Below are 16,029 nucleotides of genomic sequence, written 5' to 3'. Positions count from 1 at the left end.
AATATTTTTTCTTCCTTTACCATGTTTTTCCTTGATATAGTCTTTTTAGGAATAAAGACCCATCATTCTTCTGATTTCTATGTTCTACCCGCGAATTAAAGAAATGAAAAAAAACACCGATAAGTATATAGAACTATTTTTATGCTTATGAAGGACGTAAATGAAATAGAGAGTAGGAGGAAGAATGAATTCTTCTTTTTTTAGTAATTTTAATTTATTTGATTACCGATATGTATTAATGACGATCGTTTTATCCATCATCAGCTGTATCATTGGAATTGAAATCAGCCGTAGAGTCAAACTGCAGGCTGTTGGGTCAGGATTCTTGTTAAAAGGCGCCTTTTACCTTGCGGTGACCTTTTGGCTGACACACTTTTTTGTATCCTATTCGTTTGATATCTCCTTCTCAACGAATAATTATAAACTTTATTCTTTGTTTAATTTTCTATTTAGCTTTACGGGCTGCGTCATTGCTCTCAAAATGGCCCAATTCAAGGTCATCAATGAGAAGTATTTTATCCTTGGCAGCATCGCTGTGGCTGTAAGTATTCTTGGGGCGGATACTCTGGGGTTTCTTGTACTGTTTAAGCATTCATTGGAATGGAAGCCCGTTTTTTCTATGATTACCGTCATTCTTGTACTTGGTACTTCTTTTTCCATTTTTCGTTTTTTGAATCAATTTACGAATGAGGAGCATTACCCATTCATCCAAAAGTGGAAATATATCGGATGTATAACAGCGGGAGCGGCCCTTTCAGGTATTCCTTATATTGTCATTGTATCCATGATCAATCTTGATCCCATTCATCCTTCCTTTTCAGAAGAATTAATTCCCTTTGCCTTTGTCATGCTGGCGAATGTCGTGCTGAATCTTGTTCCTGATTTGTTTGGCGATAAGCTTCTTCTAAAGAATGTCGAGTCTTATAAATCTCTATTCAATCATAATCCCAGTGCAGTATTTTCTGTGGGTTTAAACGGTATAATCTTAAATGTGAATGATGAAGGAGCCAAGATAACAGGGGTTCCGAAAGAGCAGCTGCCAGGGATGTATATCAGCAGCTTTTTTGCCAATGGAATGAGCAAAGAGGTAAAAGATTATCTGGAGCACGGCAATCAGACAAATATAGAAACGGAAATCACAGACTTTAACGGGAAGAAAAAATCCATCCGTATAACAGCCGTCCGCACTGTCATTGATCAGAAGGTCGTTGGGGCTTTCGGAATCGCAGAGGATATCACCGATAAAAGGAAGGCCGAAAAGCAGGTTGAATTCATGGCCTATCATGATGAATTGACCACACTGCCTAATCGCAGGATGATGAAGAAAGTAATGAGCAGGACAGCAGAAGAAAATCATCCATTCCGTATAATGCTGATGGATTTTGACCGCTTTAAAAGAATCAATGATACTTTTGGACATTCCTTCGGGGATAAACTTTTGATTGAGATCGGAAAAAGACTTACCGCTGTTGTGCAGCAAGATGGGACGGTCGCAAGGCTTGGCGGGGATGAGTTTTTAATCATTACCTCTAATTTCTCTTTCACCCTTGCCGAGAAAATTATCGAGGAATTCCGCAAGCCCATGATGATCAACGGCTATGAGGTAATCATGACAGCAAGCATGGGGATTGCTTCTTTCCCGGATGATACCAGGAATATGGATGACTTATATAAATACGCAGACATTGCCATGTACCAGTCCAAGGAAAATGGGGCAAATGGATATTCTGTTTACAATAAAAAAATGGCTGATATTGAAATCGACAAGCTGAAAATTGAGAATGACTTAATAAAAGCTATCGAAGAAAATAAATTGATGCTGTATTTCCAGCCGAAATATAATATTATTTCGAATTCACTTGTAGGTTCAGAAGTACTCCTCAGGTGGAAGCATAAAGAAAAGGGCTTTATTCCTCCTGATGTTTTTATTCCTATTGCTGAGGAAAGCGGATTGATCGTAAGGCTTGAGCGCTTCGTAGTCTCAGAGGTTTGTATTAAGCTTAATGAATGGAAAAAGGAGAAACGGGAAATCCAAAGAGTTTCCATTAATATTTCGCTCATAACCATCTTACAGGAAGGGTTTGCTGATTTTATCCTTGAGAACATATCAAAATTCGGGCTCAACGGCAGCATGCTGGAATTAGAAATAACAGAGCGGATTGTTATGGAAAATGAGGAAGAAGTCAATGCCACATTGCAAAAGTTAAGGGAATATGGGCTGTCTGTCAGCATCGATGATTTTGGCACAGGGTACAGTTCACTGCGGTATTTAGATAAGCTTCATGTAGATATTCTGAAGATTGACCGGACTTTTGTGAACAATCTACATAACCGGAAGGAAGTTGTTTCAGCGATTATCTTCTTGGCAAAAAGCCTGAATTTAAAGGTTATTGCAGAAGGAGTAGAGACGAGTGATCAGATTGAGCTCCTGAAGGTTTCGGTTGTGATGAGGTCCAGGGATATTATTTTTCTCCTCCGATCCCTGTCGACCAATTTGAAACACAGCATATGGACACCGCCCGAGTCAGAATATAATTGGATGCTAATGGGGAGGTTCCTGAGGAGAATAGAGAGCTTCTCAGGCGAAATCATTTGAATGCAGGAACTGGATAAATCTGCTTGCTGTAATCAGTGAATCTTAGAGTCTTATCGGTAATTTGTGTGGAACAGTGGAAGAAAACCTTTCGTCCCTTAAGGGATCGGAAGGTTTTTCTGTGTTCATAGTCAGGAGGGGGGAATGATGAATTCCGCTAACTAAAGTCCTTATCTCTGTATTTAAGGGTGCTATAGTGGTCACTAAATACCTTAAATAAACGTTCATCCCCGCCTTTATCAGGATGAAGGGCTTTTAATAGCTTCTTAAATTCCCTTTTAAGTGAAGAAATATCTTCATGGCTCTTTAACCCAAGAAGATCGTGAAGATTAAGTTTCTTCGAATCCTTAAGTTCATATTCAGCTTTCAGCATCTTTTTCAACGAATAAACTTTTGTCCGCTCAATCTGTAAAGCAGTTTTCAATAATTCTATTTCCTGGATAAGCTCTTTTTCATTCGACATCTTGGACTTAACTCCCTTGGCAAGCAGCATTCAATCTAAAACCCTCAACCTCAATATGATAGCACGAGTGTTTTTATCTAGAATGTCAGCTCTTTAACAATTCGATTACAAACTTGATAAATTAGAGATTGCGGACCAAAATCAAGATTTATGTATTGTAGAGCGCTTTCAACAGGATTATGATAAAAGTATCAAGACAAACGTAAATATAGGGAGGGTTATATCATGTATCAAAGGATTCTCCTTGCTGCCGACGGCTCAAAAAATTCCAAAAGGGCAGCAGAGCATGCCATCCACCTTGCAAATGGAAGTGCCGGCTCTGCTATTGAAATCGTCTATGTGATTGAACCTGACCAGGTTAGGACGGATGTGCTTAATAACTGGAATACAAAAGACATTCAAGATGCACGAAAAGAACGAATCAGTGAGATTGAACAGCTTGCCGCAGATGCCGGGGTACCGGTAACCATAAACATTCTCCATGGCAGCCCAGGCCCATGCCTTGTTGATTTTGCCCATAAAAATAAAGTGGACCTGGTGGTCATCGGGAGCCGCGGCTTGAACAGATTTCAAGAATTTGTCCTTGGAAGTGTGAGCCATAAAGTTGCCAAACGTGCAGCATGCCCAGTCCTGATTGTTAAGTGAAAATGATAAGTCCGCAGGGTTAAACAGATACAGAAATATTAAGCCTGCGGACTGCATATAGTAATCCTTGATTCAGGGAACTGTAGGTGCGGATCTCTGATAAATCAATTCCAAGATTGATAATCGTTTGTGCTATTTCTGGCCTGATTCCGACTATTATGCATTCCGCTCCAAGGAGATTGGCTGCCCTGGAAGAATGAATTATGGATTGGGCAACAAACGTATCAACTACCGGAACACCGCGGATATCCAGGAATACAATGGCTGCCTGTTGCCGCTGTATGCCATTAAGCAGATTTTCCATAATGGTGATGGCACGCCTTTCGCTGATGGTTCCGATAAGGGGCATGACCGTGATATTTTCAAATAGCTGAATAACAGGAGCTGACAGCTCTCTTAATGTTTCTTCCTGCTGCATAAACGTACTCTCCCATTCTTCAGAACAGTGACTGACCACCTGGGAGATGACTGGATCAAACCATCGGTCTATCTGATTGTAAATTTGCAGAATCTGATCTTTCGTCAGTTCTTCCTCTAATAATATTTTTAGAGCGATTCTGCGAAAACTTTGGAATCCTTTTGTAAGAAGATTGATAGATTCATTGAATTGAAGGATTTTTGAATAAATCTGCCTGAGATCTGCTTCCGCTTCTGTATCCATTTTCTTTAGACTCTCAAAGATAATGGTGAACAATTCTCTTGCGACAGGATATTTCTTATCTGAACTCTCAAGAACCAGAGATTCTTTTTCCTGTGCTTCTCCAAGTTCCTGCTGCCACGCAGCATATAAATTTTCACGGTTACGTTGCAGTATGTCGATAATAGTTTTTTCCATACAAACCACCGAATCCTAAATATATTTAACTTTTATCTTTTACCCCGGATGGTTTTTTATAATCTTCTCTTTGTAAAAAAGCTTGATCTCTTTTTTGAAATAGTATCATCCTATAGCAAAATTTTTGTTGAACTGGTTTAAAGGCAAGGGGAAATGGTGTATATATAAACGTGCAGCCGAATAATAACGAAACTGTTTAGGAGAAGACGAATGACGAATGATTTGAATGATCCGGATTTTTCCAAATACTGTGAAAAGGCAGATCCAGAAGATTTAATGCTGAATTTAACAGGAGGGAACATAAGAGGTCTGGATAGATTGGCTATGCGATCTTTATCACAGAGAAAACAACTGCCTTTGGCAGTCGTAAATGTTTTATTGGTATACTTTTTTACTACGTTTTCCAATAAAGTTTATGATCGCAACGACCTGGCGAGAGTTTATGATCACTGGGCAAAAAATCAGGTTTATACCTTTACTCAAGCCAAACATGCAGCAACTGTTGATATACATACCATTTTAAAACGAACCAGATAAGAATATTGATACATATTGTATGAAAAAGGATGCTGACAACCCATAGCCCTCGCTGCATTGACTGGATTTAATCAGGGAAAGGCACAATGGCCAGCATCTTTTTTTCTTCCCTTCTCAGATGAAAAATGAGAAAATATGGATAATGATTAAAGAGCAAAGCAAATTAACCTCCTCAAGCAGGCTTGTATTTGCCCAAAATGCCGGACACTCCATCCATCTTGACAGGCCGGACTTGGTGATCTCCCAGTTCGAGGAGCTCTCCCTCCAAATAAGGAATATGACTTTGAAGGCATGAATAACTTAGTTATTAGAATTTTACAAAAACGAATTGACAATGAGAGAAAGAGTGTTTTATAGTATTAAAAAAATACTGCTGATTGGATAACCAAAGGCTCTGATTCAAACAATTGGGGGCTTTGGTTTTTTATTTTATCTAAAACCCACTAAATTAATTGGAATAATCGGCAAATTAAGGTTTCCAGCTGTTTGTTCTGCTGATTAGGCAACTAAAGGCAAACTAAATAAAATTTAAAAAAGGAGGATTAGGATTATGGCAGAATCGGATTTGGATTTGGAAAAACAGCTTTATATCGAAAAAATCATTAAAACCATCAACTTTGGATCTATTGTCATTACTGTGCATAACGGTGCAATCACACAAATTGATTACACAGAAAAGATACGATTTGCAAATACAAACCGTAAGTAAACGATGGCTTATCAGTCAACTGAAGGCCCCTGGCATTTAAAAAAATGGGGGGAAACGAATGAAACGAACGGCTTTGATGCGGGTTTTCGTGCTTTTCGCAGCAGTTGTATTATTATGCTCTTGTTCAAAGGAAGACTCTAAGCTTAAAGATTCTGCATCCGCAAAAACAGATAAACAGGCAGTTCCTGTGAGTATAGGAATCCAGCAAAGCATATGGCCAATACTGGCCGCAAAAGAGAAAGGCTGGTTTGAGGAAGAATTCAAAAAAGAGGGAGCTAAAGTCAAGTGGGTGGAATTTCAAAGCGGGCCGGAATATTTTGAGGCTATTGCTTCAGACAGGCTTGATTTTGGCCGGGTAGGCAACATTCCTGTCCTTGTCGGCCAGGCTGCCGATATTCCATTCAAGGAAATTGCCTCTGGAAGTGCTGGAGAAATGGGTGATGCCATTTTAGTTAAAAAAGGAAGTTCCATAAACTCCATAAAAGATTTAAAAGGGAAAAAGGTAGCTGTAGCGAAAGGAAGCAGTTCATACGGCCTATTGTATAATGCGTTAAAAAAAGAAAATATAAAGCCCTCTGACATCCAAATTATCCAATTACAGCCTGACGCCGCACAGCCTGCATTTGAAAATGGATCGGTGGATGCATGGGCCATCTGGGAGCCGTTTCAATCAACAGAAGTGATAAAAAATGGAGCCAGAGTAATTGCTAATGGAAAGACAACAGAATCATCAAGCCCTGGTTTTCAGCTTGTGCGGACAAAGTTTGCTAAAGAACATCCTGAACTCGTAGTCCTTTACTTAAAGGTTACGGAAAAAGCGACAAGGTGGCAGAATGAGCATCCAGAGGAGGCTGCCGAGCTGTATTCAAAATTAAAGAAGACAGATAAAGCCATTATCCAGTCGGTACTAAAAAATTCGACACCAGAAAACAAACCGATCACCAAGGATTTAATCAGCGGGCAGCAAAAAACAGCCGACCTTCTTGTAGATCAAAAAGGTTTAAAAAGCCAGATCGACGTTTCTAAAGTAGTCGACAATTCATACATAGAGAAGGCATTAAAGGACTACAAGCCCGGTAATTAAAGAAATGGGCTGATGCACTTCACAAGCGGGCAGCGAAACAATTATATTTTTGTACGAAAAAACAAAAACCAACCAAAACCCGGCTTATCAGACAACTGAAGGCTGCTTTCCTCTTTTATTAAGGAATAGCAGTCTTTTTTGATTATCCATGGAATTTTCATTTCTAAGAACCCGCAAGAAAATATAAATGATTTGTTTAGAAAAGAGGAAAAAGGATGAGTGTTTCAATTAGATCCGTCAGCAAAACTTTTATCAAGGGCAGGCAAGAAGAAGTTAAAGCGCTTGAGAATATTAATCTAGAAATAAAACAGGGAGATTTTGTAACCATCATCGGACCCAGCGGCTGCGGGAAGAGCACACTCCTTAAAATACTGGCCGGGCTGGACCGGCAATATGAAGGTTCTGTTCAAATAGGGGGCCGGCCATTACATGGTCCGGGCATAAAACAAGGGTTCATCTTCCAGGAGCACCGTTTGTTTCCCTGGCTGAATGTCGAAAAAAATATAGCAGCCGACCTCCCGCTTAGTGATAGGGAAGTCAGAAAGAAGGTCGATGATCTGCTGGAAACCGTCAGGCTTAAGGGATTTGAAAAAGCTTATCCGAGTGAGCTTTCAGGCGGCATGGCCCAGCGTACAGCCATAGCAAGGGCACTCCTCAGAGAGCCGGACGTCCTTCTTCTCGATGAGCCATTCGGTGCATTGGATGCTTTTACACGGACCCATCTTCAGGATGTATTGTTAACGATCTGGGAAAAGAAACGGACGACCATGATCCTTGTCACCCATGATATTGATGAATCAATTTATTTAGGAAACCGGATTTTAATCATGACTCAGAGGCCGGGGACGATCAGCCGCAGTATTCCTGTGGACCTGCCTTATCCGCGAAAGAAATCAGAGCTTCCTTTTCAGCAGATCCGGCAGAAGGTAATGATTGAACTAGAATCTGCAGGACTATTTTCCGAAAAAATGGTTAAGGGGTGAGGCAGCAGATATGAGTAAAACAAAAGCAGAAATAACGGCCGGGATTTTGCCTGACAGCATCCATCATTCAGCTGAAAAAGAGGCCTTCCAGCGTTTAAATGTAGGATTATCAAGGATCCTCAAAGGATTGATCCTTCCACTTATTATACTGGCTGTTTGGCAGGCAGCAGGGAGTCTTGGAATAATTTCAGAGAATCTACTGCCGGTACCGACATCCATTTTCCAAGCCTTTAAAGAACTGGCATCAACCGGTGAACTATGGAATAACCTCCAAATCAGCTCAATAAGAGCAGGAGCTGGCTTTATCTTAGGAGCGGGGCTTGGCTTGCTGCTGGGGGGAGTTGTTGGATTTTCAAATAAAAGCGAAGAACTGATGGACCCCTCCTTCCAGATGCTGAGGACCATTCCTCATCTCGCAGTAGCACCATTGTTCATCCTTTGGTTTGGGTTTGGTGAGCTTTCCAAAATCCTTTTGATAGCAAAAGGAGCCTTTTTCCCAGTCTATGTGAACACCTTCTTAGGAATCAGGGGAGTAGATTCCAAGCTTTTTGATGTAGCGCGGGTATTGGAGTTCAATAAAAGAAAATTATTCACAAAACTGATTCTGCCTGCTGCCATGCCAAATATTTTATTGGGAATCCGGCTGTCGCTTGGCATAGCCTGGCTCGGTTTAGTCGTGGCGGAAATGATGGGATCGAGCGAAGGCATAGGGTACATGATCATGGATGCAAGACAGTTTTCCAATACAGAAGTCGTTTTTGCAGGAATCATCATTTTTGCGGCCGCAGGAAAAATTACCGATTCCCTTGTCAGGCTGTTAGAGGCAAAGCTGTTAAAATGGCGTGATCATTTTAAAGGAGAAAAAGGAGAGATCTAAATGGAGTTTTTTTGGTTTATCCCGTCACATGGGGACGGAAGATATCTGGGTACGTACCGCGGAGGAAGAAAGGCAGACTTTTCTTATTTCAAGCAAATCGCACAGGCTGCAGATACACTGGGATATACCGGTGTCTTGATTCCGACAGGGAGGACTTGCGAGGATCCCTGGATGCTTGCCTCCGCTCTCATGCCTTTAACCCAAAGGCTGAAGTTTCTGGTGGCAGTCCGTCCAGGGTTGATGAGTCCAAGTGTAGCGGCGAGAATGGCAGCGACCGCAGACCGGATATCTGAAGGCAGGCTTCTTGTGAATCTTGTGGCAGGAGGAAATCCAGCAGAATTAGCGGGAGACGGCCTATTTTTAAAGCATGACGATAGATATGGAGCAGCAGATGAGTTTCTGTCCGTTTGGAAATCTCTGTTAGAAGGAAAAGAAGTGGACTTCCATGGGGAGTATGTCCAGATAAAAGGGGGCAAACTCCTATTTCCTTCCTATCAGAAGCCCTATCCGCCAATCTATTTTGGCGGTTCTTCACCTGCTGGTCAGAGAGTGGCAGCAAAGCATTCCGATGTTTACTTAACATGGGGAGAACCCCTTCCTCAAGCGGCCAAAAAAATAGAAGAGGTGAGACGGCTGGCAGCCTTTGAAGGGAGAAGCGTCCGATTCGGCATACGCCTTCATATCATTGTGAGGGAAACCGAAAATGAAGCCTGGGCAGCGGCTGACCAGCTCATCCAGTATGTTGATCATCAAACCATAGAAAGAGCCAAAAAAGCATTTTCTCAGATGGATTCGATCGGGCAGTCCAGAATGGCTGGGCTTCAGAAGGGCAGGGAGGCATTGGAAATCAGCCCGAATTTATGGGCAGGGATCGGGTTAGTGAGGACGGGGGCAGGAACAGCCCTTGTTGGCAGTCCTGAACAGGTTGCAGAAAGAATCAAGGAATACGCTGAAATAGGGATTGAAACCTTTATTCTATCAGGCTATCCGCATTTAGAGGAAGCCTACCGGACCGCGGAGCTGCTTTCTCCGCTTCTTCCCTTCAAGAACACTTCATCAACAGACCTATTCCATACCAAAGGGGAGCTTACCGCTGCATCCAGTCCTATAGAAAGCCGAGTTTGAAGCCTATGAGTTATTTACTGAGAAGAGCCCTAAAAAGAAGGAAAGAATATCTCATTTCCTACTTAATAAAGAATGGAAACTACACAGACAGAGAATATCTCTCCACTATCAGAACCCTTACAGAACTGGAAGAAGAATACAAAAAACTATGCATGGAAAAGAAATAAAGGGACAGTCCCCATTTACCGTGTTTTATAATCTCGGCACATCGCTTTTTTTACTGTCCCCATTTCGCAATTGGCGCCATATGAGCTGAAGGATCCCTTTTAATGCTGTGAATAGAAGGATAAATCCTATGAAGGAGTATGTATGGCGCCACTTGATCAGCATGAATAAATCAAATTTAATGAAAGAAGGTTCTATGATGAATGAAAAGATCGCAGAAAGAGCTATTGCGGCTGGGATAAAGGCTTTCCAGCGGGGAAAGTATTGAAAAATCAGCATTCCTGAGACTGGAATGACGACCAGATCTGCCGGAACGGATGAGGGAATCATAAACAATACCTTGTGAGGATATGCCCAAAAGTTCATAAGGACTCCCGTTGTATCCAGAGAGAAAGAAGCCAGGCTGCATAACAGCCCATAACAGAATATATGGGGAAACCGGCTTTTATCCTTATCCGCAAAAATCCACCAGATAACAAGGGTGGCAAGGGATGACAAAACCAAGAACCACCAATGACCATGCCAAACTTCATGGGTTTGCCAGTACTCTTTGTTCAGATGCATATAGGTTTCCCTTGCTTCTTTGACATCATTGTAAGTTATATTATCCATGCTTTTCACCCTGGGAATCAGATTAGTACCTTCAGTCCACTGCACCTGATTGAGTAATTTCCACTTTCACATCATTTTTGAAAGTTATGTTCTTATATTGTTTGTTCCATTCTTCAAAATTAAAGTGCCTCTCTTTGCTTCTGGCTTTATCACCTATCCCAAGTGGATCTATATTCAGTTTTTTGAATTTATTTTCCAATCGGGCAGCTTTTTTGATAAGTACCCTGCTCAATGTTTTTTCCAAGTCTGGAATACTTTTTGAGCTTGCCAGCTGGTGGCCTGATGCATCCAGAAGTTTTCCTTTCAGACTTACATGGATGGTTACTTGTTTGTTGTCGGCACTTATATGATAATGGACCTTTGACTGAAGATTTTCTAGGGTTACGTAGTCTCCATCCGCCTTATATTCGTACATACCATTTTTAAAATTCTCGTAAAGCATTTTAAAGACAAAGCATTCGGCATATGGAAGCTCCCAGATATACCTGTCCTGCTTAAAAAAAGCGATGCCCTTCATCCGGATTAAATCCGTCCCTTTTTCCAGCAGCGGGAGGAAGGGATCTCTCCCTTTCTCAAAATAATCGTTTAAAAAAGAATGCAGGCTTGTCTTAGGGATCACGCTTTGATTATTATTTTTCATTAACTCCGAAACATACATAGAAGAAGTTTCTGTCATCGTATACTTTTCTGATAGTAAATCTTCAACACTGCCTTTTACTACGGCAAGCATTAAGCTTCGGCCAAGGGAGGGGTCCCTGATCAGGGTGTCAAGCAGCCGGAATAACCCTTTTTTGGCTATTTTATCACTGTACAAAGCCGTATTCAGCCTTCCGATGACAAGGGGTTTCGGAGATACCGACTGAAGCAGCTGGCGGGAATTTTTACTTGTGTGTGCATCAACACCCAAAATCTTGCTGCCTGGAGGGGTATTTTCAGTTGTAGGAATAACTGGTGTGCTGACGATACCCCGGATTTTATTTTTCCCTGCATAATCGTACCCATAAATCGTGACAAGCTGAAGATCCTCCAAAACTTTCGTCTTGACCGTAGCCCCTCCAACCACTATTCCGAGAATGACAATCCAGATCATTATTTTTTTCATGCTTTTTTCCTCACACGTTTCATGACAATTTGGGCAGCAAACAGACAAGGAATATAAAAATACAATGTATAAAAGCCAACACGTCCAACAATCGTTGTAAAAAAGTCGATCTCCCCCCGGTTTGTCATCCGGATGGACGCTAAAAATATCAACAAGAGGATAAACATCAGCATGTGCTTCTGCTTACCGCCGAACAGTCGTTTCAATCCACGGCTGCCGGCCCATACAAACATACAGATGTTCGGAAGAATCTGGAACAGCCAAAGGGTAATGCCCACATATTCAAAACGCTGGATAAAGGGCAGGTCCACGGTCTGCCACAAGCTTAATGTCGGCCAGATAATATGATTGAGATGCCGCTGAGTAAAGTACGCAAATGAAACTACAGCCGTGAACAAATAGACTAAAATACTTAGAATTAAACCGGCATGTGCCCACTTTTGAGAACTCTTTCCGCGTTTGATAAATGGATAGCAGAAAAGCAAAACTTCAAATCCAAGGTAGTTCAAGGTCATAATTTTTGATGACTTGAATAGATCCATCAGCCGATGATTCATGATAGGAAGCAGATTGGTAAAGTCAGCTTCCTTTAAAGGAAACCACTTAAGAAGCAGGAGCGGGATGGTATAGACGATTCCTAAAAAACAAAGACCCACTATGACCCGGAAACCGCCGGTAACCGCAAAATAAACAAGGAGGAGGAGGATGAAGCTCAGGTACCAGGTATTCAAACCGGGAAACATCCACACTTGTATGACTTCGGTATAACTTCGAACAATCGTAATGGAAAATAAACAAAAATAGACAATAAAACAAATGCTGAATAATCCTCCGATCCACTTTCCAAACAAGCTGCTATGGACGCCTACGATGTCATTCTGGCCATTCCCCAGAATTTTATAAACCATCCAGATCAAAATGTGAATCGTGAACCCAGAGAGAATAATACCGATCCAGGCATCATAGCCTGCATCCTTGGCGATATACCGTTCAAACCCCAATATCCCAATACCAATCTGCATGCTGTGCACAATATAAGCAACAAAGAAAGGGGAAACCTGTTTCGATTCATCTGGCTGGGTTAACAAGTTCATCATCCTTTCCTAGTATTACTCGTCGATATCTTTTTCTTTTTTAATAGGCGGCCGTGAAGGATGGGGCGATCTTACTTCGAACGGCCTTAAATTTTGAGTATCAAAGGGAAGCCTGAATAATGCATCCTTTAGATCCCTTACCCTCAGGGGATAAATCGGCCCTATATACGGCCTGCCAAGCGATGTTAGCTTAAGAAGATGGATCAAAATAAAGCAGAAGCAAACAGCGATCCCCAGCATCCCAAGCAGCTGTGCCATTAACAAAAAAGGAAAACGGAGCAGCCTGATGGTATTACTCATCTTATAGACGGGAGTAGTAAATGAAGAAAGTGCTGCAAGTGCAACAATGATCAGGAGAACATTGCTGGTGAGCCCTGCATCAACAGCCGCAGTCCCGATTACGATACCGCCAACAATACCGATCGTCTGGCCAACCTTTGACGGAAGCCTGGATCCTGCTTCCCGCAGAAGCTCGATCGTCAATTCCAAAATGATTGCTTCCATAATGGGAGGAAAAGGTATTCCGCTTCTTGAGGAAATCAAGGTATACAGCAGATTCTCAGGTATCATCTCATAATGAAAGGTAAGCACAGCGACGTATAAGGGCGTGGAAAAAACGGAAAACGTAACTGCGAATAACCGGATTAGTCGAAATACAGACGCGATATGCCAGGAGAGAAAGTAATCCTCAAAGGAAGCAAAGAACTCAATCAAAGTGGTGGGTCCCGTCAGCGCATAGGGGGAGCCGTCACACAGGATAGCGATTTTCCCTTCCGAGAGAATGGCAGCCACCCTGTCAGGCCGTTCCGTATCAATCATTTGCGGAAAAACGGAATTATTATTATCCTCGATCATCTGCGCTATATAAGAAATATCTATGATCTGGTCATAGCTGATTCCTTTAATACGCTGGGTAACGGTATTCACATTTTCCTCATTCGCCACTCCATCAATATAAACAACCGCTATTTTTGTTTTGGTGAAAGTCCCGGCAGTGGTCTCCTCTATGATTAACTCTGGTATCGGCAGGCGCTTCCGAATTAAATTAATATTCGTTTCAATAGATTCCACAAAGCCTTCCTTAGGCCCGACAACCGTGTATTCAGCTTCCGGGAATGAAATCTGGCGCTGTTTCTTTTCTGAGGCTGGCAGCAGAATTGCTTTAGAAGGCTGCTCCGGGTAGAAAATCATAACATAGCCGATCAGCAGCTTTTCTTTCATGCTTTGGACGTCCTCTGTAAGGACAGGTCTTTCAATCGGTATCTTTTCTATCAGCTGTTCAAGAGTAAGTCCTTTGTGCAAATCCAGATAGGCAAGGATATCCTTGTTGATGACCTTTTTATTAACCAGCGTATTATAATACGAAACACATATCTCTGAATTAATCGGCTGAAAACTGACGAAGTCTCCTGATTTTTTACAAAGCTCATGCAGATCTATCAGGGACATCTGATCTCTTTGATTCGTTTCCGCTCCGGTATTCCTTGCCTTAAACCAGTTAAACATGGAATTTGTCCTGCCTTCCTCTCAAACCCGCACTTTAAAAATCATATTCCTATTTTTTGCTAATCAGCGTGTTCTATGCAGGTATTTAAATTTTTCCCATGTCCGGGCTGCTTTCTATAGAGTGGCCCATTTCCTTTTCTGTATGTGTCTGTCATGCTCGTCCGTGAATATAGTAGTGGTAACATCAGCCCTCGTTAGGAAAACATTCTAAAAAGGAGCTGTCACAAGGTGGGGTTTTGATGGGAGCAATAGACGGTTCTGCTTATCTTGGCAGGCTTAGAGAACGCCAGCCGGAAATATGGATAAATGGACAGAGAATTACAGGAAACATCTGTGAGCATCAAGCATTCAAAGGGATTTTAACGAGTAAAGCGGCTCTGTATGATCTGCAGCTTGCTCCTGAATTCAGGGAGCTGATGACTTATGTCTCGCCGCTTTCAGGCCGAAGGGTAGGGACTTCTTATCTGGAGCCGAGATCTAAGGAGGATTTAGAAAAAAGGCGAAAGGCCGCACAAGAGTGGGCAAAAGCTTCAGGGGGGCTGATGGGCCGGTCGCCGGATTATATGAATACAGGGATCATGGCTCTTGGCACTGCGTGGGATATCTTTGATGGCAACGAAAGCTGGGGCTCTGCCATCAAATCTCTTTATGAGCGCGGAAGGGAGAATGATCTATCGTTTTCCCATACCTTTGTTACTCCTCAAGTGAATCGTTCACTGGGTTATTTTGAGAATAATGGGGAAGAACCTTTGGCTGCTAAAGTCATCAAAACAACCAGTGATGGCCTCATTATTAAAGGAGCAAGGCTTTTGGCGACACAGGGAGGGCTGACAGATGAATTGGTTGTACTGCCTGTTATGGGAAATTTCATTGAAGATTCCTCTGTATATGCCTTTTCGATTCCCAGCAGCACCAAAAATCTGAAATTTATCTGCAGGGAGTCCTTCAGCTACAGCTCCTCCCATTATAATCATCCGCTTGGCTCGCGATTTGAGGAAATGGATACGATTGTTGTATTCGATTCAGTGGAAGTCCCATGGGAACGAGTCTTTTTGCATAAGGATATGGAAGTGCTCTTTAACATGTATAATGACTCAAGTTTTTATTCCTTCCTCCTGCATCAAACGGTCGCAAGGCAGGCGGTGAAAACCGAATTTATTCTGGGAATTGCCCAGCTGCTCGTTGATACCATCCAAATCGACTCCTATCAGCATGTTAAAGAAAAAGTAAGCGAAATCATTGTCGGCTATGAAATCATGAAATCTCTTCTTCTCGCATCAGAGATGGAAGCAGCACCGGATTCAAGGGGAAGGATGATTCCTTCTTCCAATTCACTTTATGCAGCGATTTCCACTTATCCAAAGCTGCATGCAAGACTGATGGAAATCCTTCAGCTTCTCGGAGCCAGCGGTTTGATCACCATTCCAGCTGAAGAGGACTTCGATTCAGAAGTAGGCCCAGATTTAAATCATTATCTGAAGGGAACGGACTGTGACGCCAAGACAAAAATCGGGCTATTCCGTTTAGCCTGGGACATCAGTACAAGTGCATTCGGCGGAAGACAGACCGTCTATGAGCGATTCTTTTTCGGCGATCCTGTCAGGATATCGACCGGAATTTATAATGGATATGAAAGACAGGAGGCTAAAGATCTTGTCTTCAGATTATTGAATGATTAAGTCCACCTCGTGGGCTTTTT

Annotated in this window: 16 protein-coding genes and 1 pseudogene; 11 read left to right on the top strand and 6 right to left on the bottom strand. The window is 42.1% G+C overall.

Annotated elements, in window-relative coordinates:
- Positions 1-184 precede the first annotated feature (184 nt).
- Positions 185-2,596, top strand: a complete 2,412-nt coding sequence (locus H539_RS0126685) for a putative bifunctional diguanylate cyclase/phosphodiesterase (RefSeq protein ID WP_026696070.1) — start codon at positions 185-187, stop codon at positions 2,594-2,596.
- 154 nt (positions 2,597-2,750) lie between these two features.
- Here the strand turns inward: H539_RS0126685 and H539_RS0126680 are convergent, their stop codons facing one another.
- Complete coding sequence (locus H539_RS0126680; RefSeq protein WP_155890293.1) at positions 2,751-3,056, bottom strand: DnaJ domain-containing protein; 306 nt, start codon at positions 3,054-3,056, stop codon at positions 2,751-2,753.
- Between the two features lie 225 nt (positions 3,057-3,281).
- Between H539_RS0126680 and H539_RS0126675 the strand changes: the two genes are divergently transcribed.
- A complete protein-coding gene (locus tag H539_RS0126675) occupies positions 3,282-3,701 on the top strand; it encodes a universal stress protein (RefSeq protein ID WP_026696068.1) in 420 nt (139 codons plus the stop codon).
- A 19-nt stretch (positions 3,702-3,720) separates the two neighbouring features.
- Here H539_RS0126675 and H539_RS0126670 read toward each other — a convergent pair whose 3' ends face one another.
- Positions 3,721-4,536 carry an STAS domain-containing protein gene (locus tag H539_RS0126670; protein ID WP_026696067.1) on the bottom strand — a complete coding sequence of 272 codons (816 nt, stop codon included), beginning with the start codon at positions 4,534-4,536 and terminating at the stop codon, positions 3,721-3,723.
- A 210-nt stretch (positions 4,537-4,746) separates the two neighbouring features.
- On the opposite strand from H539_RS0126670, the gene H539_RS0126665 reads away from it, so the two are divergent.
- The 8 genes and pseudogenes from H539_RS0126665 (at position 4,747) to fbpA (ending at position 10,018) form a co-directional block, all read left to right on the top strand.
- Positions 4,747-5,073: a hypothetical protein gene (locus H539_RS0126665; RefSeq protein WP_026696066.1), complete on the top strand. Its 327-nt coding sequence runs from the start codon at positions 4,747-4,749 to the stop codon at positions 5,071-5,073.
- A 142-nt stretch (positions 5,074-5,215) separates the two neighbouring features.
- Complete coding sequence (locus tag H539_RS31855) at positions 5,216-5,368, top strand: hypothetical protein (protein ID WP_155890291.1); 153 nt, start codon at positions 5,216-5,218, stop codon at positions 5,366-5,368.
- A gap of 255 nt (positions 5,369-5,623) precedes the next feature.
- Positions 5,624-5,782 carry a YezD family protein gene (locus H539_RS31210; RefSeq protein ID WP_081416058.1) on the top strand — a complete coding sequence of 53 codons (159 nt, stop codon included), beginning with the start codon at positions 5,624-5,626 and terminating at the stop codon, positions 5,780-5,782.
- Between the two features lie 58 nt (positions 5,783-5,840).
- The gene (locus H539_RS0126650) at positions 5,841-6,866 is read left to right on the top strand and encodes an aliphatic sulfonate ABC transporter substrate-binding protein (protein WP_026696065.1); all 1,026 of its coding nucleotides are present in this window, start codon (positions 5,841-5,843) and stop codon (positions 6,864-6,866) included.
- A 215-nt stretch (positions 6,867-7,081) separates the two neighbouring features.
- Positions 7,082-7,849 carry an ABC transporter ATP-binding protein gene (locus tag H539_RS0126645; protein WP_026696064.1) on the top strand — a complete coding sequence of 256 codons (768 nt, stop codon included), beginning with the start codon at positions 7,082-7,084 and terminating at the stop codon, positions 7,847-7,849.
- Positions 7,850-7,985: 136 nt separating this feature from the next.
- Positions 7,986-8,726: pseudogene (locus tag H539_RS0126640) on the top strand (ABC transporter permease); the annotation flags it as partial.
- Complete coding sequence (gene ssuD, locus H539_RS0126635) at positions 8,727-9,851, top strand: FMNH2-dependent alkanesulfonate monooxygenase (RefSeq protein ID WP_026696062.1); 1,125 nt, start codon at positions 8,727-8,729, stop codon at positions 9,849-9,851.
- Between the two features lie 5 nt (positions 9,852-9,856).
- Positions 9,857-10,018 (top strand): Fur-regulated basic protein FbpA, encoded by a 162-nt coding sequence (fbpA, locus tag H539_RS33495; RefSeq protein ID WP_155890289.1) that lies wholly within the window; start codon positions 9,857-9,859, stop codon positions 10,016-10,018.
- A 25-nt stretch (positions 10,019-10,043) separates the two neighbouring features.
- Here fbpA and H539_RS29840 read toward each other — a convergent pair whose 3' ends face one another.
- From H539_RS29840 to H539_RS0126610, 4 genes are read right to left on the bottom strand one after another with little or no spacing between them, the layout of a single operon-like run.
- Complete coding sequence (locus H539_RS29840) at positions 10,044-10,628, bottom strand: CBO0543 family protein (RefSeq protein ID WP_051348824.1); 585 nt, start codon at positions 10,626-10,628, stop codon at positions 10,044-10,046.
- 31 nt (positions 10,629-10,659) lie between these two features.
- On the bottom strand, positions 10,660-11,730 hold the full coding sequence (locus tag H539_RS0126620; protein WP_026696061.1) for a Ger(x)C family spore germination protein: 1,071 nt from the start codon (positions 11,728-11,730) through the stop codon (positions 10,660-10,662).
- The gene (locus H539_RS0126615; RefSeq protein ID WP_026696060.1) at positions 11,727-12,818 is read right to left on the bottom strand and encodes a GerAB/ArcD/ProY family transporter; all 1,092 of its coding nucleotides are present in this window, start codon (positions 12,816-12,818) and stop codon (positions 11,727-11,729) included. Before H539_RS0126615 ends, H539_RS0126620 begins: the two co-directional genes overlap by 4 nt.
- A gap of 21 nt (positions 12,819-12,839) precedes the next feature.
- A complete protein-coding gene (locus tag H539_RS0126610; protein WP_026696059.1) occupies positions 12,840-14,330 on the bottom strand; it encodes a spore germination protein in 1,491 nt (496 codons plus the stop codon).
- A 239-nt stretch (positions 14,331-14,569) separates the two neighbouring features.
- Between H539_RS0126610 and hpaB the strand changes: the two genes are divergently transcribed.
- Positions 14,570-16,009: a 4-hydroxyphenylacetate 3-monooxygenase, oxygenase component gene (gene hpaB / locus H539_RS0126605; RefSeq protein WP_026696058.1), complete on the top strand. Its 1,440-nt coding sequence runs from the start codon at positions 14,570-14,572 to the stop codon at positions 16,007-16,009.
- The last annotated feature ends 20 nt before the right edge of the window (positions 16,010-16,029 follow it).

This window comes from Peribacillus kribbensis DSM 17871 (assembly GCF_000430765.1).
GTDB lineage: Bacteria > Bacillota > Bacilli > Bacillales > DSM-1321 > Paraperibacillus > Paraperibacillus kribbensis.
Note: the sequence above shows the minus strand (reverse complement) of the source record. Positions and strands in the feature narration are given on the sequence as shown.

What these genes read in the sequence shown, in the direction of transcription:
- H539_RS31855 (WP_155890291.1), top strand. Translation starts at nt 5,216, where the DNA reads ATGATTAAAGAGCAAAGCAAATTAACCTCCTCAAGCAGGCTTGTATTT.
- ssuD (WP_026696062.1), top strand. Translation starts at nt 8,727, where the DNA reads ATGGAGTTTTTTTGGTTTATCCCGTCACATGGGGACGGAAGATATCTG.
- H539_RS31210 (WP_081416058.1), top strand. Translation starts at nt 5,624, where the DNA reads ATGGCAGAATCGGATTTGGATTTGGAAAAACAGCTTTATATCGAAAAA.
- H539_RS0126610 (WP_026696059.1), bottom strand. Translation starts at nt 14,330, where the DNA reads ATGTTTAACTGGTTTAAGGCAAGGAATACCGGAGCGGAAACGAATCAA.
- H539_RS0126680 (WP_155890293.1), bottom strand. Translation starts at nt 3,056, where the DNA reads ATGTCGAATGAAAAAGAGCTTATCCAGGAAATAGAATTATTGAAAACT.
- hpaB (WP_026696058.1), top strand. Translation starts at nt 14,570, where the DNA reads ATGGGAGCAATAGACGGTTCTGCTTATCTTGGCAGGCTTAGAGAACGC.
- H539_RS29840 (WP_051348824.1), bottom strand. Translation starts at nt 10,628, where the DNA reads ATGGATAATATAACTTACAATGATGTCAAAGAAGCAAGGGAAACCTAT.
- H539_RS0126620 (WP_026696061.1), bottom strand. Translation starts at nt 11,730, where the DNA reads ATGAAAAAAATAATGATCTGGATTGTCATTCTCGGAATAGTGGTTGGA.
- H539_RS0126650 (WP_026696065.1), top strand. Translation starts at nt 5,841, where the DNA reads ATGAAACGAACGGCTTTGATGCGGGTTTTCGTGCTTTTCGCAGCAGTT.
- H539_RS0126685 (WP_026696070.1), top strand. Translation starts at nt 185, where the DNA reads ATGAATTCTTCTTTTTTTAGTAATTTTAATTTATTTGATTACCGATAT.
- H539_RS0126645 (WP_026696064.1), top strand. Translation starts at nt 7,082, where the DNA reads ATGAGTGTTTCAATTAGATCCGTCAGCAAAACTTTTATCAAGGGCAGG.
- fbpA (WP_155890289.1), top strand. Translation starts at nt 9,857, where the DNA reads ATGAGTTATTTACTGAGAAGAGCCCTAAAAAGAAGGAAAGAATATCTC.
- H539_RS0126675 (WP_026696068.1), top strand. Translation starts at nt 3,282, where the DNA reads ATGTATCAAAGGATTCTCCTTGCTGCCGACGGCTCAAAAAATTCCAAA.
- H539_RS0126670 (WP_026696067.1), bottom strand. Translation starts at nt 4,536, where the DNA reads ATGGAAAAAACTATTATCGACATACTGCAACGTAACCGTGAAAATTTA.
- H539_RS0126665 (WP_026696066.1), top strand. Translation starts at nt 4,747, where the DNA reads ATGACGAATGATTTGAATGATCCGGATTTTTCCAAATACTGTGAAAAG.